This window comes from Streptacidiphilus sp. ASG 303 (genome assembly GCF_020991365.1).
Lineage (GTDB): Bacteria > Actinomycetota > Actinomycetes > Streptomycetales > Streptomycetaceae > Peterkaempfera.
The window spans coordinates 95,964-121,537 of the sequence record NZ_JAJLRA010000003.1 but is presented as its reverse complement, the minus strand read 5'-3'; the positions used below and the strand labels follow the sequence as shown (position 1 = coordinate 121,537).

24 protein-coding genes are annotated in these 25,574 nt (G+C 76.5%); 9 read left to right on the top strand and 15 right to left on the bottom strand.

The genetic code is table 11. From position 1 onward, the window contains the following. Positions 1-4 precede the first annotated feature (4 nt). From LO771_RS05380 to LO771_RS05365, 4 genes are all read left to right on the top strand, one after another. The gene (locus LO771_RS05380) at positions 5-1,126 is read left to right on the top strand and encodes an ABC transporter permease (RefSeq protein ID WP_230648536.1); all 1,122 of its coding nucleotides are present in this window, start codon (positions 5-7) and stop codon (positions 1,124-1,126) included. A gap of 74 nt (positions 1,127-1,200) precedes the next feature. Next, entirely contained in the window at positions 1,201-2,421 is a 1,221-nt protein-coding gene (locus LO771_RS05375) for an ABC transporter permease (RefSeq protein ID WP_230649067.1), read from the top strand. After that, complete coding sequence (locus LO771_RS05370) at positions 2,418-2,834, top strand: cytidine deaminase (RefSeq protein ID WP_308188843.1); 417 nt, start codon at positions 2,418-2,420, stop codon at positions 2,832-2,834. Before LO771_RS05375 ends, LO771_RS05370 begins: the two co-directional genes overlap by 4 nt. Before the next feature lie 144 nt (positions 2,835-2,978). Further along, the gene (locus LO771_RS05365) at positions 2,979-4,256 is read left to right on the top strand and encodes a thymidine phosphorylase (RefSeq protein WP_230648534.1); all 1,278 of its coding nucleotides are present in this window, start codon (positions 2,979-2,981) and stop codon (positions 4,254-4,256) included. 106 nt (positions 4,257-4,362) lie between these two features. On the opposite strand, the gene LO771_RS05360 is transcribed toward LO771_RS05365, so the two are convergent. From LO771_RS05360 to LO771_RS05345, 4 genes are all read right to left on the bottom strand, one after another. Next, positions 4,363-5,340, bottom strand: coding sequence for a leucine-rich repeat domain-containing protein (locus tag LO771_RS05360; RefSeq protein ID WP_230648532.1), 978 nt, complete (start codon positions 5,338-5,340; stop codon positions 4,363-4,365). Positions 5,341-5,396: 56 nt separating this feature from the next. Further along, positions 5,397-5,972: an N-acetyltransferase gene (locus tag LO771_RS05355; RefSeq protein WP_308188842.1), complete on the bottom strand. Its 576-nt coding sequence runs from the start codon at positions 5,970-5,972 to the stop codon at positions 5,397-5,399. Positions 5,973-6,102: 130 nt separating this feature from the next. Then, on the bottom strand, positions 6,103-6,834 hold the full coding sequence (locus LO771_RS05350; RefSeq protein WP_230648530.1) for a trans-aconitate 2-methyltransferase: 732 nt from the start codon (positions 6,832-6,834) through the stop codon (positions 6,103-6,105). Between the two features lie 183 nt (positions 6,835-7,017). Continuing rightward, positions 7,018-8,307, bottom strand: a complete 1,290-nt coding sequence (locus LO771_RS05345; RefSeq protein ID WP_230649064.1) for an MFS transporter — start codon at positions 8,305-8,307, stop codon at positions 7,018-7,020. Positions 8,308-8,412: 105 nt separating this feature from the next. Between LO771_RS05345 and LO771_RS05340 the strand changes: the two genes are divergently transcribed. The 3 genes from LO771_RS05340 (at position 8,413) to LO771_RS05330 (ending at position 11,593) form a co-directional block, all read left to right on the top strand. Then, positions 8,413-9,339 carry a LysR family transcriptional regulator gene (locus tag LO771_RS05340; protein ID WP_230649063.1) on the top strand — a complete coding sequence of 309 codons (927 nt, stop codon included), beginning with the start codon at positions 8,413-8,415 and terminating at the stop codon, positions 9,337-9,339. Between the two features lie 333 nt (positions 9,340-9,672). After that, positions 9,673-10,824, top strand: a complete 1,152-nt coding sequence (locus LO771_RS05335) for an adenosine deaminase (protein WP_230648528.1) — start codon at positions 9,673-9,675, stop codon at positions 10,822-10,824. A 208-nt stretch (positions 10,825-11,032) separates the two neighbouring features. Then, positions 11,033-11,593 carry a hypothetical protein gene (locus LO771_RS05330; protein WP_230648526.1) on the top strand — a complete coding sequence of 187 codons (561 nt, stop codon included), beginning with the start codon at positions 11,033-11,035 and terminating at the stop codon, positions 11,591-11,593. A gap of 122 nt (positions 11,594-11,715) precedes the next feature. On the opposite strand, the gene LO771_RS05325 is transcribed toward LO771_RS05330, so the two are convergent. The 5 genes from LO771_RS05325 to LO771_RS05305 all read right to left on the bottom strand — a co-directional run bounded on the left by LO771_RS05325 (position 11,716) and on the right by LO771_RS05305 (position 15,854). Further along, positions 11,716-11,898 carry a PspC domain-containing protein gene (locus tag LO771_RS05325; protein WP_230648524.1) on the bottom strand — a complete coding sequence of 61 codons (183 nt, stop codon included), beginning with the start codon at positions 11,896-11,898 and terminating at the stop codon, positions 11,716-11,718. A 347-nt stretch (positions 11,899-12,245) separates the two neighbouring features. Next, positions 12,246-12,974: a VanZ family protein gene (locus tag LO771_RS05320; protein ID WP_308188841.1), complete on the bottom strand. Its 729-nt coding sequence runs from the start codon at positions 12,972-12,974 to the stop codon at positions 12,246-12,248. A 115-nt stretch (positions 12,975-13,089) separates the two neighbouring features. Continuing rightward, positions 13,090-13,407: a hypothetical protein gene (locus LO771_RS05315; RefSeq protein WP_230648522.1), complete on the bottom strand. Its 318-nt coding sequence runs from the start codon at positions 13,405-13,407 to the stop codon at positions 13,090-13,092. Further along, positions 13,404-15,059, bottom strand: coding sequence for a HAMP domain-containing sensor histidine kinase (locus LO771_RS05310; protein ID WP_230649061.1), 1,656 nt, complete (start codon positions 15,057-15,059; stop codon positions 13,404-13,406). The genes LO771_RS05315 and LO771_RS05310 overlap by 4 nt, the downstream gene beginning before the upstream one ends. A 117-nt stretch (positions 15,060-15,176) precedes the next feature. Further along, on the bottom strand, positions 15,177-15,854 hold the full coding sequence (locus LO771_RS05305) for a response regulator transcription factor (protein ID WP_111491002.1): 678 nt from the start codon (positions 15,852-15,854) through the stop codon (positions 15,177-15,179). A 399-nt stretch (positions 15,855-16,253) separates the two neighbouring features. On the opposite strand from LO771_RS05305, the gene LO771_RS05300 reads away from it, so the two are divergent. Then, positions 16,254-17,120, top strand: coding sequence for a SigE family RNA polymerase sigma factor (locus LO771_RS05300; RefSeq protein WP_230648520.1), 867 nt, complete (start codon positions 16,254-16,256; stop codon positions 17,118-17,120). Positions 17,121-17,463: 343 nt separating this feature from the next. Here the strand turns inward: LO771_RS05300 and LO771_RS05295 are convergent, their stop codons facing one another. From LO771_RS05295 to deoC, 4 genes are all read right to left on the bottom strand, one after another. After that, on the bottom strand, positions 17,464-18,108 hold the full coding sequence (locus LO771_RS05295) for an ATP-binding protein (protein WP_230648518.1): 645 nt from the start codon (positions 18,106-18,108) through the stop codon (positions 17,464-17,466). Positions 18,109-18,396: 288 nt separating this feature from the next. Further along, positions 18,397-19,311, bottom strand: coding sequence for an aldehyde dehydrogenase family protein (locus LO771_RS05290; protein ID WP_230648515.1), 915 nt, complete (start codon positions 19,309-19,311; stop codon positions 18,397-18,399). Beyond that, positions 19,304-20,887 (bottom strand): aldehyde dehydrogenase family protein, encoded by a 1,584-nt coding sequence (locus LO771_RS05285; RefSeq protein WP_230648513.1) that lies wholly within the window; start codon positions 20,885-20,887, stop codon positions 19,304-19,306. The genes LO771_RS05290 and LO771_RS05285 overlap by 8 nt, the downstream gene beginning before the upstream one ends. Positions 20,888-20,892: 5 nt before the next feature. Further along, positions 20,893-21,879 carry a deoxyribose-phosphate aldolase gene (gene deoC / locus LO771_RS05280; RefSeq protein WP_230648511.1) on the bottom strand — a complete coding sequence of 329 codons (987 nt, stop codon included), beginning with the start codon at positions 21,877-21,879 and terminating at the stop codon, positions 20,893-20,895. A gap of 118 nt (positions 21,880-21,997) precedes the next feature. On the opposite strand from deoC, the gene LO771_RS05275 reads away from it, so the two are divergent. After that, complete coding sequence (locus LO771_RS05275; protein WP_230648509.1) at positions 21,998-22,669, top strand: PH domain-containing protein; 672 nt, start codon at positions 21,998-22,000, stop codon at positions 22,667-22,669. 172 nt (positions 22,670-22,841) lie between these two features. Here LO771_RS05275 and LO771_RS05270 read toward each other — a convergent pair whose 3' ends face one another. Beyond that, the gene (locus LO771_RS05270) at positions 22,842-24,572 is read right to left on the bottom strand and encodes a phospho-sugar mutase (protein WP_230648507.1); all 1,731 of its coding nucleotides are present in this window, start codon (positions 24,570-24,572) and stop codon (positions 22,842-22,844) included. Positions 24,573-24,712: 140 nt separating this feature from the next. Beyond that, the gene (locus tag LO771_RS05265; protein ID WP_230648505.1) at positions 24,713-25,534 is read right to left on the bottom strand and encodes a purine-nucleoside phosphorylase; all 822 of its coding nucleotides are present in this window, start codon (positions 25,532-25,534) and stop codon (positions 24,713-24,715) included. Positions 25,535-25,574: the final 40 nt, after the last annotated feature.

Here is a 25,574-nt window from a genome sequence, read left to right as displayed (position 1 = left end):
CCCCATGAACAAGTCCCTGAAGAAGCTGGACGGGGAGCGGCTGCTCCTCGGCCTCGCGGCCCCGGTGCTCGCCGTGGTCACCGCCCTGGTCGTCACCGCCCTGGTGCTGCTCGCCTCCGGCAAGGACCCCTTCCAGGCGTTCTCCGAGATGCTGGACTACGGCTCCAAGGCCGACAGCCAGGTCTACATCCTCAACAAGGCGACCACCTACTACCTCGCGGGTCTCGCGGTCGCCCTGGGCTTCCGGATGAACCTGTTCAACATCGGCGTGGACGGCCAGTACCGCATGGCGGCCTTCTTCGCCGCCGTGGTCGGCGCGCAGCTGCACCTGCCGGGCGTGCTGCACGTCCTGGTGATCGTGCTGGTCGCCATGCTGGTCGGCGCCATGTGGGCCGGCATCGCCGGCGCGCTCAAGGTGACCCGCGGCGTGAGCGAGGTCATCTCGACCATCATGCTCAACGCGATCGCCACCTACCTGATCTCCTACCTGCTCAACCCGAGCCGGCTCGCGAACCTGGACTCCTCCGGGAACGTCGCCACCCCGCTCATCCCCGACTCCGGCCACTTCTTCTCGTTCGCGACGAAGGGCGGCCCCCTGTGGGGCTTCCTCCTCGTCGCGGTCGTCGCCGGCGTCGCCTTCTGGTGGGGCCTGTCCCGCACCCGCTTCGGCTTCGACCTGCGCACCGCCGGCGGCTCGGACAGCGCCGCCCTCGCCAGCGGCGTCAACGTCAGGCGGATGGTCGTCACCGCCATGCTGATCTCCGGCGCCATGGCCGGCCTGGTCGGCATGCCGGAGCTGCTGAACAACTCCTACCAGTACAGCCTCAACTTCCCGGCCGGCGTCGGCTTCACCGGCATCTCGGTGGCCCTCCTCGGCCGCAACAACCCGATCGGCGTCGCCGTCGGCGCACTGCTGTGGGCCTTCATCGAGCGCGCCACCGGCCACCTGGAGATGGCGGGCTACGACAAGGAGATCGCCGGCGTCATCCAGGGCGTCATCGTCCTCGCCGTCGTGGTCGCCTACGAGCTGGTCCGCCGGTACGGGCTGCGCCGCCAGCAGAGCCGGGTGGGCCGCGAGCTCGCCGCCCAGGCCGTCCAGACCCAGAACCAGGAGGTGCCGGCGTGAGCGCCCCCAGCCCCACCGGCGACAAGACCGCCGAGGCCCTCGCCGGCACCACCGGCGCCGGCCAGGCCGCCCGCCTGACCGGCCGCCGCAGGCTCTCCCCGGCGGTGGTCCTGCTGATCGTCGCGGGCGCCCTGGTGGCGGTCTCGGCCGTGCGCGCCCTCACCGGCGCCCAGGACGTCACCTCCCCCGGCCAGATCGCCGGCGCCCTCACCATGGCCGTGCCGATCGGCCTGGCCGGCCTCGGCGGCCTGTGGGCCGAGCGGGCCGGCGTGGTCAACATCGGCCTCGAGGGCATGATGATCCTCGGGACCTTCTTCGGCGCCTGGGCCGGCTGGCAGACCAGCCCCTGGCTCGGCGTGCTGGCCGGCATGGCCGGCGGCGCGCTCGGCGGCCTGGTCCACGCCTTCGTCACCGTCACCATCGGCGTCGACCACATCGTCTCCGGTGTGGCCATCAACATCCTGGCGCTGGGCGCCACCCAGTACCTCGCCAAGCTGGTCTTCGCCGACAAGCCGGCGGGCAGCCCCAAGCAGTCCCCGCCGATCGACGACATCGGCAGCGTCTCGCTCCCGTGGGTCTCGGACTGGCTGGACAAGGTCGCGGCGCACCACTGGTTCCTGGTCTCGGACGTCGCGGGCATCCTCGGCGGCCTCACCACCGACGTGTCGCTGCTGACGCTGCTGGCGGTGGCCCTGCTGATCGGCACCTTCTTCGCGCTCTGGAAGACCGCCTTCGGCCTGCGGCTGCGCTCCTGCGGCGAGAACCCGACCGCCGCCGAGTCCCTCGGCGTCAACGTCTACCGCTACAAGTACCTGGCCGTCATCGCCTCCGGCGCCCTGGCGGGCCTCGGCGGCGTCTTCATCGCCATGGTCCCCTCGCACATCTACAACGAGGGCCAGACCGGCGGCCGCGGCTACATCGGCCTCGCGGCGATGATCTTCGGCAACTGGCGGCCGGGCGGCCTCGCCATGGGCGCGGGCCTCTTCGGCTACACCGACTCGCTGCAGCTCCGCAACGGCGGCCCCTCCGTCCACGCCCTGCTGCTCCTGGTCGCCGTGCTGCTGCTGGTCATCGCCCTGTGGCGGGCCTACCGCCGCCGGTGGACCGCCGCCGTCGTCAGCGCGGTCGCCGGCGCGGGGCTGCTGGTCTGGTACGCCACGACCGACACCGTGCCGATCGAGTTCGTCGGCGCCACCCCGTACGTGGCCACGCTGCTGGTGCTCTCCCTGGCCTCGCAGCGGCTGCGGATGCCCAAGGCGGACGGCCTCGTCTACCGCAGGGGACAGGGCAAGTGACGGCCGCCCGGGACGCGGACGCGGCCGTCGACTGGGAGGGCCTGCGGGCCGCCGCGCGGGACGCCATGGCCCACGCGTACGTCCCGTACAGCAAGTACCCGGTCGGCGCCGCCGCCCTGGTCGAGGACGGCCGCACGGTCACCGGCTGCAACGTGGAGAACGCCTCCTACGGGCTCGGCCTCTGCGCCGAGTGCGGCCTGGTCTCCGCCCTGCACCTCAGCGGCGGCGGCCGGCTGGTGGCCTTCACCTGCTGCGACGGCGAGGGCGAGCGGCTCATGCCGTGCGGCCGCTGCCGCCAGCTGCTCCACGAGCACGGCGGCCCGGACCTCCTGGTCGACCTGCCGTCGGGCATCCGCCCGATGCGGGAGGTCCTGCCCGACGCCTTCGGCCCCGAGCGACTCCCGGGGCGCTGACCCGGCGGTCCCTGCACACCCGAACGCACCCCGGCGGGTCTTCCCGACGGGTGCCCCCGAGGAGTGTCGCGCCCGGTCCTGGCCCACCGGCCCCGGCCGGGGCGCGACACTCCTCGTGCTTCCTCCCCACAGCAAGGAACCCCCATGGACGCCATCTCCGTGATCCGGACCAAGCGCGACCGCGGCGAGCTGACCGACGCGCAGATCGACTGGGTGATCGACGCCTACACCCGCGGCGACGTCGCCGACGAGCAGATGTCCGCGCTCGCCATGGCGATCCTCCTCAACGGCATGAACGCCCGCGAGATCAGCCGCTGGACCGACGCCATGATCCGCTCCGGCGAGCGGATGGACTTCTCCTCCCTGCCGCTGCCCACCGCCGACAAGCACTCCACCGGCGGCGTCGGCGACAAGATCACCCTGCCGCTCGCCCCGCTGGTCGCCGCCTGCGGCGCCGCCGTCCCGCAGCTCTCCGGCCGCGGCCTCGGCCACACCGGCGGCACCCTGGACAAGCTGGAGTCCGTCCCCGGCTGGCGGGCGCTGCTCTCCAACGACGAGATGATGCGCACCCTGCGCGACTGCGGCGCCGTGATCTGCGCCGCGGGCGACGGCCTCGCCCCGGCCGACAAGAAGCTGTACGCGCTGCGCGACGTCACCGGCACCGTCGAGGCCATCCCGCTGATCGCCAGCTCCATCATGAGCAAGAAGATCGCCGAGGGGACCGGCGCCCTGGTCCTCGACGTCAAGGTCGGCTCCGGCGCCTTCATGAAGAACCTCGACGACGCCCGCGAGCTCGCCCGCACCATGGTCGGCCTCGGGAGGGCCGCCGGCGTCGAGACCCGCGCCCTGCTCACCGACATGTCCACCCCGCTCGGCCTCACCGCGGGCAACGCGCTGGAGGTCCGCGAGTCGGTGGAGGTGCTGGCCGGCGGCGGCCCCGCCGACGTCGTCGAGCTCACCCTCGCGCTCGCCCGCGAGATGCTCGCCGCGGCGGGCGTCCACGGCAAGGACCCGGCCGACGCCCTGCGCGACGGCTCCGCCATGGACCACTGGCGCCGGATGATCGCGGCCCAGGGCGGCGACCCCGACGCGGAGCTGCCCGTCGCCCGCGAGCGCCAGGTCGTCACCGCCCCCGCCTCCGGCGTGCTCACCGGCCTCGACGCGTACGCCGTCGGCGTCTGCGCCTGGCGCCTCGGCGCGGGCCGCGCCCGCAAGGAGGACCCGGTGCAGGCGGGCGCCGGCGTGGAGATCCACGCCAAGCCCGGCGACACCGTCACCGAGGGGCAGCCGCTGCTCACCCTCCACACCGACACCCCCGAGCGCTTCGCCTACGCGGCCGAGGCCCTCGACGGCGCGGTCTCCGTGGCCCCGGCGGGCACCGCCTTCACGCCGTCCCCGATCGTCCTGGACCGGATCGTCTGACGGGGCGTCATGTGTGCGGGGGGTCCGCGGCCGTCCGGCCGCGGACCCCCCGCACGACCCGGGCCGTCGGACATGCCCGGGGACGTCGGACCGCGGGTCCCGGCCGTCAGAGCAGGACCCGGCAGCCGCGTCCGCGGAGTGCGTCGATCCAGTCGGGCAGCCGGTCGGGCTTGGTCCACCGCAGGTCGAGCCTCTCCAGCCGGGGCAGCGCGCCCAGGCCGTCGGGCAGCTCGCGCAGCCGGGTCGCCCGCAGGTCGAGGCAGGTGAGGTCCGTCAGCCGCCCCACCGAGGCGGGCAGCCGCTCCAGCGGGTTGCCGCGCAGGTCCAGGACGCGCAGCCGCCGCAGGTCCCCGACGCTCCCCGGCAGGGCGGTGAGCCGGTTGCCCGCGAGGTGCAGCTCGCGCAGCCGGGACAGCCGGCCGATGGTGTCCGGCAGCGCCTCCAGCCGGTTGTTGTACAGGCGCAGCTCGCACAGGGCCGCCATGCCCCCGATCTCCGGGGGCAGCGCGGTGAGCCGGTTGTCGGTGAGGTTGAGGTAGTCCAGCCGGTCCAGCCTGCCGAGGGAGGCGGGGACCGAGGTGAGGCCGTTGTCGCTCAGGTACAGGTAGTCGGTGAGGTGCGGCAGGTCGCCGACCGCCTCGGGGACGCGGTCCAGCCGGTTGTGGCCCAGGTCGAGCATCCGCAGCTCCGTCAGGCGGCCGACGGCCTCGGGGACGTGGGTGAGCGCGTTCTCGGCGAGGTTGAGGGAGCGCAGGCCGGTCAGCCGCCAGAGCGTGTCGGGGACCGACGTGAGGCGGTTGCCGCCGAGGCTCAGGTGCCGGAGGGCGGCGGCCCGGTCCAGCCCCGCGGGCACCTCGGTGAGCCGGTTGCCGTAGAGCAGGAGGGTCTCCAGGTGCGGCAGGCCGGTGACGCCGGCGGGCAGGCCGGTCAGGGCGTTGCCGTCGAGGTCGACGCGGCGCAGGCCGCGCAGCGCGCCGACCGCCTCGGGCAGCCGGTCCAGTCCGGCGTGCGGGGCGACCAGGGCGACCGTGGTGCCGTCGACCGTCCGCAGCGCCCCCTCGGGCAGGCCCTCCAGGTCCGTCACGCCGCCCGACCCTACCGGCCGGCCGCGGGGGCCGTCCGCCCCCGGGCGGTGCGGCGTCACCCGCCGCCGCCCTCCTCGCGCAGGCCCACGCAGTCCAGCGCCCAGAAGGTCTCCGCGTAGACGAAGGTTCCGGTCATCCACGGTTCGTACGCGGGGAGCCGGGCGACCTGGAAGGCCGGGGGAGGGATGCGCAGCGACGGGGAGCGGAATCCTGCGGCGTCGGCGCGCTCGAAGCCGCGGGGGCCGTAGTAGTCCGGCGAACCCTCCAGGAAGACCAGCGGTGCCCCCGCCGCCGCGGCGGCTGCCAGGGCGTGGCCGACGAGCCGGGTGCCGACGCCGCGGCCCTGGTGCTCGGGGAGCACGCCCAGGGGCGAGAGGGTGAGGACGTCCACGATCCGCCGCGGGGCGTCCAGACGTGCCGCGCTGAGCATCACGTGGCCGACCACCCGGCCGTCGTGCACGGCGACGAAGGAGAGCGGCTCCAGGGCTGCGGGGGCGGTCCGCAGCGCGTCCACCAGGCCCGGGACGCGGACGGCGTCGCCGAAGGCCCGCGCGTGGACCTCGCGGATCAGGGCGTGGTCGGCGGACGTCTCGGGGCGGATCACCAGCTCCGCTGCGGGGGTTCCTGTCACGGCGGCGCAGACTAGCGGCGGCGGTCCGCCGGGGCCACCGGATTGTCGCGGGCCGGCCGGTGCATGCCGACGGGCACGGGGCCGGGCGGCAGTGCGTCACGGGCGGCCCGGCCTCCGGGGCGCGGACCGGTCAGGGGCGGCGGGCGACGGTGACGATCTCGGGGGAGGCCGCGGTCAGCGGGCTGCGGTCCCAGTCCCCGTACTGCTCCTCCACCGCCAGGCCCGCCCCGGCCAGGAAGTCCGCCAGCGCCTCCGGCCCGAGGAACCGCAGGGTGCTGCGGCTCACCCGCGGCCGGTCCCAGGCGGGGCCGGTGTAGGTCTCGGTGAAGCGGACGACGCCCCCCGACGCCTCCTCCACCGCGTGCGAGACCCGTACCGGGCGTCCGGCGCCGTCCACGGCCCCGACCGCGCGGTCCGGGGTCCAGCGTTCCCACGCCCGGGCGGCCGGGTTGCGGGTCTCGAACGCGAAGCGGCCGCCGGGGGCGAGGGCGGCGCGGACGGCGGCGAGCGCGGCCCGCACCTCGTCGTCGCCGACGAGGACCTGGAAGGCGTGGCCGGTCATCACCGCCAGGTCGAACTCCTCGCGCCACCCGGCCGTGCCGAGGTCGCCGAGGACCCACTCCACGTCGGTCCGCACGCGGGCCCGGTCCAGCATCGCGGCGGCGGGGTCGAGCCCGCACAGCCGCCCGGTGTGGCCCTCCTCGCGGGCCCGGCGCAGCAGCGCGCCCGTCCCGCAGCCGACGTCGAGCACGGAGGCCGCGGGCATCACGAGGCCCAGGTAGAAGTCGTCGCACGGCCGCCAGGGGTTGAGCACGTCGTACAGGGCGGCCAGGTCCGGGTCGGAGAAGGCGAGGTCGGGCACCGCGCCAGTCTGCGCCCCGACCCCGCCCCCGGCGACCGGTTTTCCGCCCCCGGCGGCCCCGCTGCCCGGGCGCTGTCCGGGGCGCCCGCCGCGCCCCGCCCCGCGGACCGGCTCCGCACGGCGGCGGACAGGGACGGCTCCGCCCCGACCGCATCCGTCCGCGCGGGGTCCGGCGCCCTGCGGCTAGGCGGAGCCCGACAGGGCGCGGACGCCCGCCCGGCGGTCGGCGAGGGCGCGGCGGGTGGCGTACAGGGTGACGCCGGCCGCGAGGACCATCGCGGTCAGGCCGACGGCGGCGGTGCCCGGCCACCCGGCGGCGTGGAAGGCGTCGGCGCCGAGGGTGCCGCCGAGGCTGTTGCCCGTGTAGTACGCGATCAGGTACAGCGCCGAGGCCTGGGCGCGGCCGGTCGCGGCGGTCCGCCCGACGGACGAGGAGGCCACCGCGTGGCCGGCGAAGAAGCCGCCGGTGATCAGGACCAGACCGAGCAGGGCGCAGACGAGGGTGTCGCCGAGGCTGACCAGCAGGCCCGCCACGGTGGTGCCGGTCGCCGCGTACAGGGCGCCGCGCCGGCCGAGCCGGCCCGCCAGCCGCCCGGCGCCCGCCGAGGTGGCGGTGCCCACCAGGTAGACGGCGAAGACGGAGGCGGCGGCCGACTCGGGCAGGCGGAAGGGCTCGGCGATCAGCCGGTACCCGGCGGTGGTGTAGACGGCGCCGAAGACCGCCATGAAGAGCGCGCCCAGCGCGTACAGCCGCGCCAGCAGCGGGTTGCGCAGGTGCCCGGCGACGGTGCGGGCGAGCGCCCGCGGGTCGACCGGGGCGCGGCGGAAGTGCCGGGCGGCGGGCACCAGCAGCCGGAAGGCCGCCGCGCAGGCCAGGGCGAGGACGGCGGTCGACGCCACGCCCCAGCGCCAGCCCCAGGCGGCGGCGGTCCAGCCGGACAGCAGCCGCCCGCCCATGCCGCCGATGCTGTTGCCGGCCACGTACAGGCCCATGGCGCCCGCCAGGGCGGAGGGGTGCACCTCCTCGGCGAGGTAGGCCATGGCGGTGGCGGGCAGCCCCGCGAGGGCGGCGCCCTGGAGGGCCCGCAGCGCCACCAGGGCGGTGAGGTCCGGGGCGAAGGGCAGCGCGAGGCCGATCAGTGCGGCGCCGGACACCGAGGCCGTCATGACGGCGGTCCGCCCGTACCGGTCGGAGAGCGCGCTGGCGGGCAGCAGCGCCACGGCCAGGCCCAGGGTGGCGGCGGACGCGGTCCAGCTCGCCTGCCCGGGGGTGAGGCCGAGGTCGGCGGAGAGGACCGGCAGCAGGCCCTGCGTGCAGTACAGCAGCACGAAGGTGGCCATGCCCGCGGCGAAGAGGGCGAGGTTGGCGCGGCGGTAGCCGGGCTCGCCGGCGCGGTGGCGGAGGTCGGTGACGGCGGCGGCGCGGGCGTCCGGCGGCACGGCCGCGGACGCCCCGGTACTGGCGGCTGGCATGGTCCGAACGTAGGACGGTGCCGTTCGATGCGTCCAATGCATGCGGCGGGCAGAATCGATGCCGTGGCGTATGGGACGAGGCAGGAGCCGCAGGACCTTCCCGGGATGCTCGCCGAGCTGGGACCGGACGGTCCCGCGGGACTGCTGGCGCCCCGGCTCGCCCGGTTCGCCGCGGTGGCCCGGCTGGAGCACGTGACCCGGGCCGCGCAGCTGCTGGCCGTGCCGCAGCCGACCCTCAGCCGCACGGTGGCGCGGCTGGAGGAGGAGCTGGGGGTGGCGCTGCTCGCCCGGCAGGGGCGCACGGTGCGGCTCACCCGGGCGGGCCGGGTGCTGCTGGGCTCGGTCGAGCGGGCGCTGGCCGAGCTGGAGCGGGGCGCGGAGGCGGCGCGGGCGGAGGCGGACCCGGAGGCCGGGCGGGTCGTGTTCGGCTTCCTCCACACCATGGGGACGGACGCGGTGCCGGCGCTGCTGCGCGGCTTCCGCGCCGACCACCCCCGGGTGCGGTTCCAGCTCGTGCAGGACTACGTCGCCGCCATGCTGGGGCGGCTGCGCTCCGGCGAGCTGGACCTGTGCCTGGTCTCGCCGCTGCCGGACGCGCCCGACCTGGTGGCCCGCCCGCTGGACGAGCAGCGCCTCCACCTGGCCGTCCCGGCCGACCACCGGCTGGCCGGGCGCCGCCGCGTCCGGCTCGCCGAGGTGGCGGACGAGCCGTTCGTCGCGGTGGAGCGCGGGTACGGGCTGCGGGTGCTCCTGGAGGGCTTCTGCGAGGAGGCCGGGTTCGCTCCCCGGGTGGCCTTCGAGGGGGAGGACGCGGAGACGCTGCGCGGCCTGGTCGCGGCGGGGCTCGGCGTGGCGCTGCTGCCCCCGGCGTTGGTGCCGCGGCCCGGGGTGGTGGAGCTGGACGTCACCGCGCCCCGCACCCGCCGCGCCATCGGGCTGGCCTGGGTGGCGGGCCGCCCGGCGACGCGGCCGGTGGCCGAGTTCCGCGACTTCGTCCTGTCGCGGCGCGGACGGCTGCTCGACCACGACTGAGGGGGGGCGGCGCGGGCCGGGGGCGCCCCATCGCACCTTCCACGGTGCGGAGGAAGGGCCTGCCGCCGTTCCCGGCCCGCGCGTGCCGATGCCGCTGCCGGTGCCGGTGCCGGTGAGCGTGCCGTCCTCCGGGCCGGGGTTCGTGTCGCCCTGCGGAGGGGGCCCGCCGTCCGGAGGGGCGGGCGGCGTTCCGGCCCCCGCCCGGCGGCGGGAGCGGTCCGTCCGGGGCCGGTGGCGGCGGAGGCCGGTGCCGCCCGGCGGACGCCGGGTGTTCCGGAGAACGATACCGACTCGAAACGCCACTTCTACGCGCGTAGGCGGTATCGTTGGCCAATGGAGAACACGATCGCCACCGGCGCGGGCACGGCCCCGCACACCCCCACCGCGGACCAGATCCGCCGCGCCCCCAAGGTGCTGCTCCACGACCACCTCGACGGCGGCCTGCGCCCGCGGACCATCGTGGAGCTCGCCGCCGCGTGCGGCTACGAGGGCCTGCCCACCACCGACCCCGACAAGCTCGGCCTGTGGTTCCGGGAGGCCGCCGACTCCGGCTCCCTGGAGCGCTACCTGGAGACCTTCGCCCACACCTGCGCCGTGATGCAGACCCGTGAGGCGCTGGTCCGGGTCGCCGCCGACTGCGCCGAGGACCTCGCCGCCGACGGCGTCGTCTACGCCGAGGTGCGCTACGCCCCCGAGCAGCACCTGGAGGCCGGGCTCACCCTGGAGGAGGTCGTCGAGGCCGTCAACGAGGGCTTCCGGCTGGGCGAGCGCCGCGCCCGCGAGAACGGGCACCGCATCCGGGTCGGCGCGCTGCTCACCGCCATGCGCCACGCCGCCCGCTCGCTGGAGATCGCCGAGCTCGCCAACGCCTACCGCGACCGCGGCGTGGCCGGCTTCGACATCGCCGGCGCCGAGGCGGGCCACCCGCCCACCCGGCACCTCGACGCGTTCGAGTACCTCAAGCGGGAGAGCAACCACTTCACCATCCACGCCGGGGAGGCCTTCGGCCTGCCCTCCATCTGGCAGGCGCTCCAGTGGTGCGGCGCCGACCGCCTCGGCCACGGCGTCCGCATCATCGACGACATCACGACCGGCCCCGCCGGCGAGGTGCGGCTGGGCCGGCTGGCGGCGTACGTGCGGGACCGGCGCGTCCCGCTGGAGATGTGCCCCACCTCCAACCTGCAGACCGGCGCCGCCTCCTCGTACGCGGAGCACCCCATCGGCCTGCTGCGCCGCCTGCACTTCCGGGTCACGGTCAACACCGACAACCGGCTGATGAGCGGGACCAGCATGAGCCGCGAGTTCCAGCACCTGGTGGACGCCTTCGGCTACACCCTGGACGACCTGCAGTGGTTCACCGTCAACGCGATGAAGTCCGCGTTCCTGCCGTTCGACGAGCGCCTGGCCATGATCAACGACGTGATCAAGCCCGGCTACGCGGAGCTGAAGGCGGAGTGGCTCTTCGGCGGTGCCGAGCGGGTGTGACCGCGCGCCGCGCCCGGCGCGGCCCCGCCGTCCGCCCCCTCCGGAGCCCGTCCGGCTCCCGTCCCCCGTCCGGCGCGCGTTGCGCCGTGCGGGGGACGTCGTTTGTCCGGCGGCGACCGGCGTCACTACGGTGGGTGCTCCACAGCACACGAGGCGTAGCAGGGCGCACCCCCCGGCGCCGCACGCCACCAGCACCGCGAGGAACCCCATGAAGAAGGCCGCCCTCAGGACCGCAGGCACCGCCGTGCTCGGAGCCGCCCTCGCGGCGGGAGCCGCGGGCACCGCCGCCGCAGCCCCGGCCGCGCAGGCCGGCGCCCTGCCGCTCCCCGCCGGGAGCGCCCTCGCCGGCAGCCCCGTCACCGGTACCCTCGGACAGCTGCCCCTCGCCGGGACCGTCGGCAGCACCCTGGGCGACCTCAACCCCGGCACCGGGGCCCGCATCGCCTCGGAGGGCCTCCAGACGCTCCAGCCGACCCTGGCCGGCGCCGCCGAGGCCGCCGGGCACCTGGCCGAGCAGAACCGGCCCCGGCAGCACCGGGCCGGTGGCGTCTCCGTGACCCCCGGTGCCCGCGGCAACTCGGTCGGCGGCCCGGTGGGCCAGGTCCTGGGCGCCCTGGGCGGCGGGGGGCTCGGCGGCGGCCTCGGCGGCAACGGCGGGGCCGGGAACGGCTTCGGCAACGGCTTCGGCGGCAACGGCACGGGCGCCGGAGGGGCGAACGGCGGCGGCCTCGGCGGCTTCGGCGGCCTGGGCGGCATGCTCGGCGGCTGACCGCGCTCCGCGCGCGGCGGAGGCCCGCCCCCCGGAACCTGCCGTCCCGGGGGGCGGGCCTCCGTGCCGTCCGGGGGCGGGCCCCCGGAGCCCGGCCCTGCGCCCGGGGCGCCGCCGGCCGGTCACGGCTCCTGGGGGAGCAGCAGCCACAGGGCCAGGTAGAGCAGGAACTGGGGACCCGGCAGCAGGCAGGAGGCCAGGAAGACCACCCGCACCGTCCACGGGTTCAGGCCGAAGCGCTCCGCGAGTCCGGCGCAGACGCCGGCGACGACGCGGTGGTGGCGGGGGCGGGCGAGCGTGGTCATGGGGATCTCCTCCTGCGTTCCGGCCGGCCTCTCCGGGCCTGCCGTCCGCCTCGATCCTCCGCCGCGGCGGCACGTCCGGCATCGGTCCGCGCGCCGATCCGCGACCCCCGGATCCCCCGGGGTCGCGCCGGTCCCGTTCCCGGGGGGCCGTCAGGGGCCCTCTCGGGGTCGCCCGCCGGTCCGGGCCGGTCCGGGCCGGTCCCGTCCCGGCCGCACCCGCCCTGGCCGCACCCGCCCTGACCCCTGCCGTACCCGCCCGGGCCGCACCGGCCCCGGCCGTACCCGCCCGGGCCGCTCCCGCCCCGGCCGGCCGTGCGCGGGCCGCCGGTCCGCCCGTCCGGGAGCGCTCAGGACGGGCCGGGGGCCTGCGCCACCTCGTACGGTGCCGGGGCGGCGGCCGCGTCCTGCACCGGGCGCCGGCGGCGCGGGAGCAGGCCGCCCGCCGGGGCGGCCGCCGCACCCCCGGGTCCGCCCGCCGCACCCCCGGGTCCGCCCGCCGCGTCCCCCGGGGCGTCCGCCTCCGACGGGCCCGGCCGCCCGCCGCGGCGGCGCAGCCGGGCCCGTGCCGCGGGCACCACGGCCAAGTGGGCCGCGGCCACGCCGAACAGGCCCAGCAGCACGTCGTCCACGTCGAGGACGTGCCCGGGCACGCACGTCTGCAGGAACTCCAGCCCGGTGCGGATCAGGCCCGCCGCGGCCAGGGTCCGCAGCAGCGACGGCAGCCAGCGCACGCCCGTCCTGCCGTCGGCGAGCGGCAGCAGCACCCCGAGCGGCGCCGTGGTCAGCACGCCCAGGGCGAGGCGGCGGTAGCTCTCCGCCGTGCCCGCGGACAGGTCGCGGCCGATGGAGGCGAAGGGCCGCAGGTTGGCGTCGTACACCCAGGCGACGGGCACCGGGCGGAGGGCGAACCAGGCCACGACCGCCAGGTGGACGCCGAGCAGCACCAGGCCGGCGGTGCGGAGCGCCGGGGTCGCGGGCGGCCGCGGCGACGCCCAGACCGCCGGTGCGGCCCTCCGCCGTCCCTGTCCGGGCTGCCGGCCGTCCCCGGCCCGTACGCCGGTGCCTCCTCGCTGCACGTGCGGAAGGACGCGCGGGACGGACCGGGCGGTTCCGCGCGGGAACGGTCCGTTCCGCGCACCCGGCGGACGGCGCCGGACCGGCCGGGGCCGTCCGGTGGCGGCCCCGCCGGTGTCAGGGGCGGGCGTCCCGCAGGCAGCCGGGGGTCGCCGAGGGGCGGGCCGTCGGCGGCGCGGCGGGGCCGAAGGCCGTGGGGGAGCCGGCCGCCGTCGGCTGCTTGGCGGCGAAGGGCGCGGCCAGGGCGCCCGCCACGGCGGTCCCGCTCGGGGCCGCGGTGACGTCGGCTGGCGCCGTCGGACACGCGGTGCGGCTCGCCGGGGCGCCCGCGTCCACGGGCACGGCCGTGGGCCGGATGCCGCACGCGGCCACCGAGGCGCCCAGCAGCACGACCACCGCCGCGCCCCTGCAGGCGCTCCGCACCCCACCGCTCACCGCTGTCCCCTTCCCGCGCCCGCGCCCTCGCCCGCGCTCCCGTCCTGCACACCCGCACCGCCTGCGGCGCCCCCGACGCCCCCGGCGCTCCCGCGCCCGCCGCTCCCGCCCGGCGGGTCCGCGTCGGCCGGTCCGCCGTCCGGCCCGCCGGAGGGCTCCTTCGGCAGGACCAGGGTGAACACCGCCCCGCCCGGCGAGCCGTCGGGCTTGGCGGGGGCGTTCGCGGCGGTGATGGTACCGCCGTGGATGCGGGCGTTCTCCATCGCGATGGAGAGGCCGAGCCCGCTGCCCTCGGACCGCGCCCGGCCCTTGTCGGCCTTGTAGAACCGGTCGAATACGTGCGGCAGCACGTCCTCGGGGATGCCGGGCCCGCTGTCCCGGACCTCGACGACGACCTGCTCCTCCGGCGGGAGCACGGCCCGTCCCTCCGCGGTCCGCACGTGCGCGGGGCGCGGCTCGGTGCGCACCCGCACCACGACCGGCGAGCCGCCGTGCTTGAGGGCGTTGCCGATCAGGTTGGCGAAGACCACGTCCAGCCGCCGCGGGTCGACCCGGGCGACCATGCCGCGCGGGGCGTCCAGCTCCACCGCGTCGAACCAGGCCCGCCCGTCGATGCAGGACATGATCAGGTCGGCGATGTCCACCTCGTCCGCGACCAGCTTCGCCGTCCCGGCGTCGAACCGGGTGACCTCCATGAGGTTCTCCACCAGGTCGGAGAGCCTGCGCGTCTCGCTGACGACCAGCCGCACGGCGGGCTCGATCATCGGGTCGAGCGCGTCGGCCTCGTCCTCCAGGATGTCCGTCACGGCGGTCATCGCGGTCAGCGGGGTGCGCAGCTCGTGCGACATGTCGGCGACGAACCGGCGGCTCGCCGCCTCCCGCGCGCTCAGCTCCTCGACCTGGGCGGCCAGCGCCTCGGCGGTGCTGTTGAAGGTCCGCGCCACGTCGGCCAGCTCGTCGGCGCCGCGGACCTCCAGCCGGGTGTCCCAGCGGCCCTCGCCCAGCCGGCGCGCCGCCTCGCCGAGCCGCTGCACCGGCCGCAGCACGGTGGCGGAGGCGGCCTGCGCCAGCAGCGCCGAGCCCACGAGGGCGAGCAGGGCGGCGATGCCCAGCGACCAGGCGAGCGTGTCGAGGTCGGCCCGCTCGTCGCCCAGCGACTTGAACATGTACGCCGTGGGCCCGGTCGGCACAATGCGGGTGCCGCCGACCAGGAACGGCTCGCCGTCCAGGACCACCCGCTGCCAGTACAGGTGGTAGCGGTAGCTGTTGCCGTCCCCCAGGGGGCGTGCGACCGGCACCGCGGCCCGCAGCGCGGCCGGGACGCGGGCCAGGGTGAACTGCTCGGGCAGGGACGAGGCCGTGCAGTCGGGGTGGGCGGCGTCGACCACCACGACCTGGTAGTTCAGGCCGGGCGGCGGGCTGGCCACCACCCGGGCCAGGGCCTGCAGGTCCCGGCAGTCCGGCGCGAGCGGCATCTCCGAGACGTTGCGGGTGAGGGAGTCGCGGAAGTCGTTGAGGGCGCTGTCCTGGGCCCGCTTGAGGACGGCGTCCCGGTTCAGCCAGTACGCGATCCCCGACGCCGACACCGCCGCGGTCAGCGCGACCAGGGCGAACACCGCGATCAGCCGTATCCGCAGCGACGTCAGCCGCATCCGGCGGCCCGGCCGCTCGCCTTCCGCCACGCCGCGCGGCGGGGCGGTCTCCTGATAGTCCGTCACGTCCGCATTCCGTGGGGTCCGGTCCCGCCGCCCGGAGGGGGCGGGACGCTGCTACGAGGGGGGGTCGAGCCGGTATCCGACCCCGCGCACGGTCCGGATCAGCGTCGGCGACGACGGTACATCCTCCACCTTCGCCCGCAGCCGCTGCACGCAGGCGTCCACCAGCCGGGAGTCGCCCAGGTAGTCGTGCTCCCACACCAGCCGCAGCAGCTGCTGGCGGGAGAGGGCCTGGCCCGGGCGGCGGCTGAGCTCCAGCAGCAGCCGCAGCTCGGTCGGGGTGAGCTGCAGGTCCTCGCCGTTCTTGGTGACCGTCATGGCCGCCCGGTCGATCACCACCGACCCGTACGCGGCCGAGTCGGAGCTCTCGCGCTCGCCGCGGCGGAGCACGGCCCGGATGCGGGCGTCGAGCACCCGCGGCTGCACCGGTTTGACGACGTAGTCGTCGGCGCCGGACTCCAGGCCGACCACCACGTCGATGTCGTCGCTGCGGGCGGTCAGCAGGATGATCGGCAACTGGTCGGAGCGGCGGATGCGCCGGCAGACCTCGAAGCCGTCGATCCCGGGCAGCATCACGTCCAGGACGATCAGGTCCGGACGCTGCTCCTTGAACAGCTTCAGGCCGTCCTCGCCCGAGGCGGCGGCCATCACACGGTGGCCCTGGCGGGTCAGGGCGAGTTCGAGGCCGGTGCGGATCGCGTCGTCGTCCTCGATGAGCAGTAGGAACGGCACGGGCACATTCTGACCCACTCCGGCCCGCCGGTTCACCCGCCCCGCCCGGTTCCGTCCGCGACGCGCGCACCGTGCCCCGGTTTGCGGCGTTCGCCCCCCGCCGTCCGACGGGAGGCCGCCCTGCGGAACCGCGGGGGCCCGTGCGTGCGTGGAAGGTGCCGGAGGGCGCGGCCGCAGCAGCCGCCGTGCCGGGCGCCCGCCTGCCCGGCGACCGGCCCTCCGCCCCTGTGACAGCCCTGTGACAGTCGGCGGACAGCGCCATGACGCGCCGCGGGCAAGCTTTTCGTTGTCACGGAGAAGGGGCCCGCAAGGACCTCCGGCCGCACCCGAGGGGAGACGGGGGCCGGATCGGACCCGGGGCACCGGAACCATCCGCTCGTACCGACACGGGGGCGCACGATGAACGCAACGCTTCAGACCAGGACCGCTTCGCCTGTCCGGTCCGTGCGCCCCTCGTCCGGCCGCCGGCCCGTCCGGGCCGACGAGGCCGCCGGTGCGGTGGGCGTGCGGGGGTGCGTCCACCAGGCCGCGGGGGACCGGCTGTTCGGGACCGGACGGCGGCAGCCCGCCGCCGACGGGACCGGCGGCGGTACGGGCGCCGTGGCGCTGCGGGGGGTCCTCCCCGCGGCGGCCGACCTCCCGGGGGGTGCCGGCGGCCAGGTCCAGTACCTGGACCGGGCCGGGCGGGGCGCACGGGGAGGCGCACAGGGGGCGTTCGCGCCCGCGGCGGAGCCCGAGGTGGACCACACCGAGGACTTCACCGCGTACGTCCGCGAGCGGCGCGCCTCCCTGTACGCCACGGCCTACCACCTCACCGGCGACCGCCACGAGGCCGAGGACCTGCTGCAGACCGCGCTCTTCAGCACCTACCGGGCCTGGGGCCGGATCTCCGACAAGGCGGCCGTCGGCGGCTACCTGCGCCGCACCATGACCAACCTGCACATCTCCGCCTGGCGCCGCCGCAAGGTCAACGAGTACCCGACCGAGGAGATGCCCGAGGCGGCCGGCGACACCGACGCCATGGGCGGGACCGAGCTGCGGGCCGTGCTGTGGCAGGCGCTCGCCAAGCTGCCCGAGCAGCAGCGCACCATGCTGGTGCTGCGCTACTACGAGGGCCGGACCGACCCGGAGATCGCCGACGTGCTCGGCATCAGCGTCGGCACCGTCAAGAGCAGCATCTGGCGCGCCCTGCGCCGGCTGCGCGAGGACGACACCCTCAACCGGGGCGGCGACCTCGCCCGGGCCTTCGGCGAGCTGGTCGCCTGAGGCAGGGTGCGCGGCGTCCGCGAGGGCGCCCGCGAGGACTTCCGTCGGGTGGGACGGGAGGGGCCCGGACGGTCCGGGGGGACCGGCCGGGACGGAGGGGGAACGGGGGAACGGGAGGGGGCAGCGGGACTCCGGTGCCGGCTCGGGGGAGCCGTCGCCGACGGGGGAGGACCGCAGGAGGGGCCCGGCGCCGGGGGAGAGGCGCCGGGCCCCTTCCCGTGCCCCGGGCCGACGGCCGCGGCCGTCCCCGCCCTGCCCGCGCACCGCCGCCACGGCGCCGGGTGCGGGTGCGGCGCCGGGTGCGGGCGGGGATGCGCGTGCGGGGCCGCGGGGCCCCGGCGGGTCAGACCGCCGCCGGCTCCCGGACCTCGGCCACCGCCTGCACCCGGCGCAGCGCCTCCGCCCCCGCGCACGTGTACGCGCCCAGCGCCTCCTGCCGGGCCACGATCCCGCGCTCGGCCCGCATCAGCCGCCAGCCGCGCCGGAGCAGGAACGGCACCGACTTGCGGCCCTCCCGCACGTCGCGGCGGAAGCGGCGCCAGGCGGTGGTCAGCGGCCGGTTCCGCAGGCAGATCGCGTCGCCGAGCAGGCCCTCGGCCGCGCACCGCGCCGCGATCTCCGCGGCGAAGATCCCCTCCGCCACGAACGCGGCGGCGCCGGCCAGCTCCAGCACCCGGGTGCCGGTCCGGCCGTTGTCGGGGATGGAGTACACCGGCACCTCGGCCCGCCCGGTCTCCGCGAGGAGCCGGATCGCGGCCATCGCGTCCTCGGCGTGCCAGGAGAGCGGGGAGTCCCAGTCCACCGCGCCGCTGCCGTCCGGCAGCAGCGGCAGCGTGGGGTCGTCCCCGTCCTTGTAGAAGTCGTCGAGCTGGAGGACCGGCAGTCCGATCCGCTCGGCCAGTGACGACTTCCCCGATCCGGAGGGCCCGGACAGCAGCACGACGCGGGCAGGGAGGATCGGCACGGGGTTCACGGGGGAGTCGCTCACGGGACACCAGTCTGACGCATGAGGGTGCGCCCCTCACACCCCCCTGACAGTGACGGCGCTCTCAAGTCCCTCGAAGCCGTCCGCGGTTCGGGTGGACGGCGGTGGTCCTCGGGCGGGGCGACAGCCGCGGCCGCGGGGTCCGTCCTGCGCGGCCGCGGGTCGCGCCCGGCGGCGCAGCCCGGCGTGCCGCACCCGTGCTCCGGGCCGGGGCGGCCCCGGTCGCGGGGACGCCGACGGGCGCGCACCGGCGGAGGGCCGGGGCGCGCCCGTCGGGCGGCGGGGGAGGGGTCAGATCCCCATGGGGTGCCAGACCGTCTTGGTCTCCAGGAAGGCCAGCAGGCGGCCGGTGCCGGGGTCGGCGGTCCAGTCCTCGGCGGCCGGCTCGGGCGCCGGGCGCAGCACCCGCTTGAGGGTGTCCGCGGCGGCGGCCTCCAGGGCGGCTGCCGAGCCGGGGCCCCCGGCGTCCGCGCCCGCCAGGTCCAGGCCGTTGACGTCCTGGTGGGAGGCGAGCGTCGGGGCGGTGTCCCGCACCCGGCCGGAGACGATGTTGACGACGCCGCCGGGCAGGTCGGAGGTGGCCAGCACCTCGCCCAGGGAGAGGGCGGGGAGCGGCGCGGCCTCCGAGGCGACCACCACGACGGTGTTGCCCGCCGCGACCGCCGGGGCGACCACGGAGACCAGGCCGAGCAGCGAGTGGCCGGGCCCGGCCTGCGGGGCGACGACGCCGACCACGCCGGACGGCTCGGGCGTGGACAGGTTGAAGTACGGCCCGGCCACCGGGTTGGCGGCGCCCGCGACCTGGGCGACCTTGTCGGTCCAGCCCGCGTACCAGACCAGGCGGTCGACGGCGGCGTCCACCAGGGCGGCGGCCCGCTCGGCGCCGGTGCCCTCGCCCGCCGCCACCTCGGCGGCGAACTGCTCGCGGCGGCCCTGCAGCATCTCGGCGGCCCGGTACAGGATCTGGCCGCGGTTGTAGGCGGTGGCGCCCGACCAGCCGGGGAAGGCCTTGCGGGCGGCGGCCACCGCGTCGCGGACGTCCTTGCGGGTGCCGAGCGGCGCGTTGGCGAGCCACCCGCCCTTGCTGTCGGTCACCTCGTACACCCGTCCGCTCTCGGAGCGGGGGAACTTCCCGCCCACGAAGAGCTTGTAGGTCTTGAAGACGTCGAGCCGCGCCGCAGCGCCGGACATCACGGGGTCAGACATCGAGGTACGCCTCCAGGCCGTGGCGGCCGCCCTCGCGGCCGTAGCCCGACTCCTTGTAGCCGCCGAAGGGCGAGGTCGGGTCGAACTTGTTGAAGGTGTTGGACCACACCACGCCCGCGCGCAGGCGGCTCGCCATCCACAGGATGCGGGAGCCCTTCTCCGTCCAGACGCCGGCGGAGAGGCCGTAGGGGGTGTTGTTGGCCTTCTCCACGGCCTCGGCCGGGGTGCGGAAGGTCAGCACCGACAGCACCGGGCCGAAGACCTCCTCGCGGGCGATCCGGTGGGCCTGGCCCACGCCGGTGAAGACGGTCGGGGCGAACCAGAAGCCGCTCGAGGGCAGCTCGCACGCCGGGGACCAGCGCTCGGCGCCCTCGGCCTCGCCGGCCGCGGACAGCTCGCGGATGCGGGCCAGCTGGGCGGCGGAGTTGATCGCGCCGACGTCGGTGTTCTTGTCCAGCGGGTCGCCGACGCGCAGCGTCGACATGCGCCGCTTGAGCGCGTCCAGCACCTCGTCGTGGACCGACTCCTGCACCAGCAGGCGGGAGCCCGCGCAGCAGACGTGGCCCTGGTTGAAGAAGATGCCGTCGACGATGCCCTCGACGGCCTGGTCGACCGGGGCGTCGTCGAAGACGATGTTGGCGGCCTTGCCGCCCAGCTCCAGCGACAGCTTCTTCCGGGTGCCCGCGAGGCCCCGGGCGATGGAGCGGCCGACCTCGGTGGAGCCGGTGAAGGCGACCTTGGCGACGTCCGGGTGGGCGGTCAGGGCGGCGCCGGTGCGGCCGTCGCCGGTGACGATGTTGACGACGCCCGCCGGCAGCCCGGCCTGGCGGACGATCTCCGCGAACCGCAGCGCGGTCAGCGGGGTGGTCTCGGCGGGCTTGAGGACGACGGTGTTGCCGGTGGCCAGCGCCGGGGCGATCTTCCACGCCAGCATCAGCAGCGGGAAGTTCCACGGGATGACCTGCGCGGCCACGCCCAGCGGCCTGGGGGCCGGGCCGCTCGTGCCGTCCGTCGTCCTCCGGCCGAACCCGGCGTGCTCCAGCTTGTCGGCCCAGCCGGCGTAGTAGAAGAAGTGCGCGGCGACCAGCGGCAGGTCCACGTCGCGGGTCTCGCGGATGGGCTTGCCGTTGTCGATCGACTCCAGCACGGCCAGCTCGCGGCTGCGCTCCTGGACGATCCGGGCGATCCGGAAGAGGTACTTGGCGCGCTCGGCGCCGGGCAGCGCGGACCAGGCGGGGAAGGCGTCGCGGGCGGCCCGCACCGCGCGGTCGACGTCCTCCTCGGTGCCCTGCGCGAACTCGGCGAGCACCTCCTCGGTCGCCGGGTTCACCGTCTTCAGCGCCTCGCGGCCCGCGCTCTCGGTGAACTCGCCGCCGATGAAGTGCCCGTAGGAGGAGGCGATCTCCCCCGCGGCGGCGGGGGACTCGGGGGCGGGGGCGTAGGAGAAGAGCTTCCCGGGGAAGCCGCCGTCCGCCGCCGGGGCGGCCGGGGCGGCCGGGGTGGCCGGAGCCGCCGGGGCCTCGGCCGGGGCGGCCTTCTTGTTCTTCTGGTCGCTGTTCTTCTGGGGGTTGGCCATCGGGCTCAGTCCACCGTCACGTAGTCGGGACCGGAGTACCGGCCGGTGGTCAGCTTCTGACGCTGCATCAGCAGGTCGTTGAGGAGGCTGGAGGCGCCGAAGCGGAACCAGTCCGGGGAGAGCCAGCCGTCGCCGAGCGTCTCGTTCACCATGACCAGGTACTTCATGGCGTCCTTGGTGGTGCGGATGCCGCCGGCCGGCTTCACGCCGACCTGCGTGCCGGTGGCGGCGCGGAAGTCGCGGACCGCCTCCAGCATCAGCAGCGTCACCGGCGGGGTGGCGTTGACGGCCACCTTGCCGGTCGAGGTCTTGATGAAGTCGGCGCCGGCCAGCATCGCCAGCCAGGAGGCGCGGCGGACGTTGTCGTAGGTCTGCAGCTCGCCGGTCTCGAAGATCACCTTGAGGTGGGCGTCGGGGCCGTCCGTGCGGCGGCAGGCCTCCTTCACGGCGGCGATCTCCTCGAAGACCCGCAGGTACCGGCCGGAGAGGAAGGCGCCCCGGTCGATCACCATGTCGATCTCGTCGGCGCCGGCGGCGACCGCCTCGGCGGTGTCGGCCAGCTTCACCGGCAGGCCGGCCCGGCCCGAGGGGAAGGCGGTGGCGACGGAGGCGACGTTGATCCCGGTGCCCTGGACCGCGGCCCGCGCCGTGGCGACCATGTCGGGGTAGACGCAGACCGCGGCGACCCGCGGGCAGGAGGGGTCGCCCGGGTCGGGGCTCTTCGCCTTGGTGCAGAGCGAGCGGACCTTGCCCGCGGTGTCCGCACCCTCCAGCGTGGTCAGGTCGATCATCGAGATCGCGAGGTCGATGGCCTGGGCCTTGGCCGTCGTCTTGATCGAGCGGGTGCCCAGGGACGCGGCGCGGGCCTCCAGGCCCACGGCGTCGACGCCGGGCAGGCCGTGCAGGAAGCGGCGCAGGGAGGCCTCGGACGCGGCGACGTCGGCGAGGCCGCCGCCCACGGCACCGGGGGCGTTGGCTGCAGCAGTGGACATAGTCACCACACCAGCATATCTACACGCGTAGCATCCCGGTGGGGTGCGGTGCAACCGATGCCGTACCGCAACACACCCGCACGTCGTCCCCACGATCCCTGAGGCAGAATCCCTACTCATGACCGACCCCGCAGGCAAGGCCGCCCCCTCGGGCGGGCCCGAGTACGCCGACCGCGTCTTCCGCTCCGTCCCCGGCGCCGTCTCCGGCGTGCTGCTGCTGGCCATCTCGGCCTGGCTGATCACCGACGCCGTCGTGTACGGCACCGGGCGCACCCCGTGGACCGCCCTGGCCGTCGCGTTCGTCCTCGCCCCCCTGGTGACCGCCTACACCCTGCGCCCGGTGGTCCGCGCGAACGAGGAGCGCCTGCTGGTCCGCAACCCGCTGCGCACGGTCCGGGCGCCCTGGGCCGCCGTCGAGGGCCTCCGGTCGGGCTACTCCGTCGAACTGCTCGCCGGCGGCCGCACGTACCAGGTCTGGGCGGTCCCCGTCTCCCTGCGCCAGCGCAAGCGCGCCGCCCGGACCGCGGCCCGCGCCGCCGCCGAGGACCCGTACGCGGGCCGCGCCGGCCGCGCCCCGGGCCGCCCCGGCGGCCGCGCCGCCCTCCCCGGCGCGCCCGACCCCGCCCGCGCCTGGTCCGAGCAGGTCGTCGACATCCTCCGGGAGACCGCCGAGCGCAACCGCACCCGCCCCGAGGCCGCCGGCGAGGTGGCCGTGGCCTGGTGCTGGTGGGTCATCGCCCCCGCCGCCGCCGGCCTGGTCGCCCTCGCCGTCCTGCTCGCCACCGGCTGACCGGCCACCGGCTGACCGGCCACCCGCGGCCCGGCCACCGGCCGACCGGCCACCCGCGGCCCGGCCGCCCGCGGCCCGGCCCTCCGCGGGACCCCGTGTCCCCGGGGGCACCCCGGCCCCGCGTCCGGACCGGGTCCCGGAGCCCCCGGGCGGGGCGCCGGGACCCGGGCCCCTACGCGTCGATGCCCGCCGCCGCGGCGACGTCCTTCCTCAGCGCGGTGAGCACCTCGGCCGCCGCGGCGCGGGCGGCCGGCAGGCCGGCGGCGGAGCCGACCGGCACCACGGCCTCCAGGTAGCACTTGAGCTTCGGCTCGGTCCCGGAGGGCCGCACCACGACCCGGGCCGAGCGGACCGCCGACCCGACGGTGGCGCCGGAGAGGCGGTAGCGCAGGCCGTCCGTGGGCGGCAGGTCCGCGGACCCCTCCTCCAGGTCGTCGGCGGACTCCACGACCAGGCCCGCCAGCGACGCCGGCGGGTGCGCGCGCAGCCGCCGCATGGCGTCGGCGATCAGCGACAGGTCGGCCACCCGCACCGAGAGCTGGTCGGTGGCGTGCAGGCCGTACTCCAGGGCCAGGTCGTCCAGCAGGTCCGCCACGGTGCGGCCGGAGGCCTTGAGGGTGGCGGCCAGCTCGGCGACCAGCAGGGCTGCGGTGATCCCGTCCTTGTCGCGGACGCCCTCGGGGTCGACGCAGTAGCCCAGCGCCTCCTCGTAGCCGTAGCGCAGGCCCGGGGCCCGGGAGATCCACTTGAAGCCGGTCAGGGTCTCGGCGTACGCGAGGTCCGAGGCGGCGGCGATCCGGGAGAGCAGCGAGGAGGAGACGACGGTGGTGGCGAAGGTGCCCTCGACGTGCTTGGCCACCAGGTGGGCGGCGAGCAGCGCGCCCACCTCGTCGCCGCGCAGCATCCGCCAGCCCATCGGGCTGCCGGGGTCGGGCACCGCGACGGCGCAGCGGTCGGCGTCCGGGTCGTTGGCGATGACGAGGTCGGGGCGGACGTCGGCGGCCGTGCGGAAGGCCAGGTCCATCGCGCCCGGCTCCTCCGGGTTGGGGAAGGCGACGGTGGGGAAGTCCGGGTCCGGCTCGGCCTGCTCGGCGACCACGGTCGGCGCGGCGAAGCCCGCGCGGGCGAAGGCGGCGAGCAGGACGTCGCGGCCCACGCCGTGCAGCGGCGTGTAGACCACCGACAGGTCGCGCGGGGTGTGCGGGTCGGTGACGGCGGCGGCGCGGTCCAGGTAGGCGTCCACGATGCCGCCCTCGCCGTGGGCGGGCAGCACCTCCCAGCCGTCGGCGGCGAGCTCGACCTGGTGCAGGGAGGCGACGGCGTCGATCCTCGCGGCGATGGCGGCGTCGGCGGGGGGCACGATCTGCGCGCCGTCGCCGAGGTAGACCTTGTAGCCGTTGTCGCGCGGCGGGTTGTGGCTGGCGGTGACGGTGACGCCCGCGACCGCGCCCAGGTGCCGGACCGCGAAGGCCAGCACGGGGGTGGGCAGCGGGTGCGGCAGCAGGGCGGCGCGCAGCCCGGCGCCGACCATGACGGCGGCGGTGTCGCGGGCGAAGTCGTACGACTTGTGGCGGGCGTCGTAGCCGACGACGACCAGGCCGCCGCCGTGGCCCTCGTGCCGCAGGTACGCCGCGAGGCCGGCGGCGGCGCGGATCACCACGGCGCGGTTCATCCGCATCGGCCCGGCGCCCAGTTCGCCGCGCAGGCCCGCGGTGCCGAACTGCAGGGTGCCGGAGAAGCGGGACGCCAGCTCGGACCAGGCGCGGCACTCGCGCTCGGAGGGCTCGCCGCCCTCGGCGGCGGCCAGCAGGGCGCGCAGCTCCTCGCGGGTCTCCTCGTCGGGGTCCTCGGCGAGCCAGGTGCGGGCCCGCTTGAGCAGGTCGTTCTCGGGTGCGAGCGCCATTGCTTCGACTCCTGTGGTGTGGGCCGGTGGGAACGGGGAGCAGGGAGGGGACGGGGGCGGCAGCCGGAAGGGGGCCCGGGGGACACCTTCCCCGCGGGCCCCCTCCGGGCACCAGCTCGCACCGATCGGCGGTGCGGGCATCAGATCCGCTCGAGGACCTTGGCCAGCAGCGCACCCATCCGGGAGGCGGACGAGCGGCCGGCCTCCAGGACCTCCTCGTGGTTGAGGGGCTCGCCGGTCATGCCGGCGGCGAGGTTGGTGACCAGGGAGATGCCGAGCACCTCGGCGCCGGCCTCGCGGGCGGCGATGGCCTCCAGGGTGGTGGACATGCCCACCAGGTCGCCGCCGATGGCCCGGACCATGCCGATCTCGGCCGGGGTCTCGTAGTGCGGGCCGGGGAACTGGACGTAGACGCCCTCCTCCAGGGAGGGGTCCACCTCCTTGCACAGGGCCCGCAGCCGCGGCGAGTAGAGGTCGGTGAGGTCGACGAAGTTGGCGCCGAGGATGGGGGAGGTCGCCGTGAGGTTGATGTGGTCGCTGATCAGCACCGGCTGGCCGGGGCTGAAGGTCGGCCGCAGGCCGCCGCAGCCGTTGGTGAGCACGACGGTGGAGCAGCCGGCCGCGACCGCGGTGCGCACGCCGTGGGCGACGGCGGCGACGCCGTGGCCCTCGTAGTAGTGCGTGCGGCCCAGGAAGACCAGGGCGCGCTTCGCGCCGATCCGCAGCGAGCGGACGGTGCCCGCGTGGCCCGCGACGGCCGGTGCGGGGAATCCGGGCAGCTCGGTGACCGGGAACTCGTGCTCGGGTGCGCCGAGCGCGTCGGCGGCGGGCACCCAGCCGGAGCCCATGACCAGCGCGACGTCGTGGCGCTCCGCCCCGGTGAGCTCGCGGAGGCGGGCGGCGGCGGTGCGGGCGGCGGCGTGGGGGTCGGCGGGGGCCACCGACTGCGGGGAAGCGTTCACGCACGTGAGGGTAGCCCGAAAACCCCCTACGCGCGTAGAC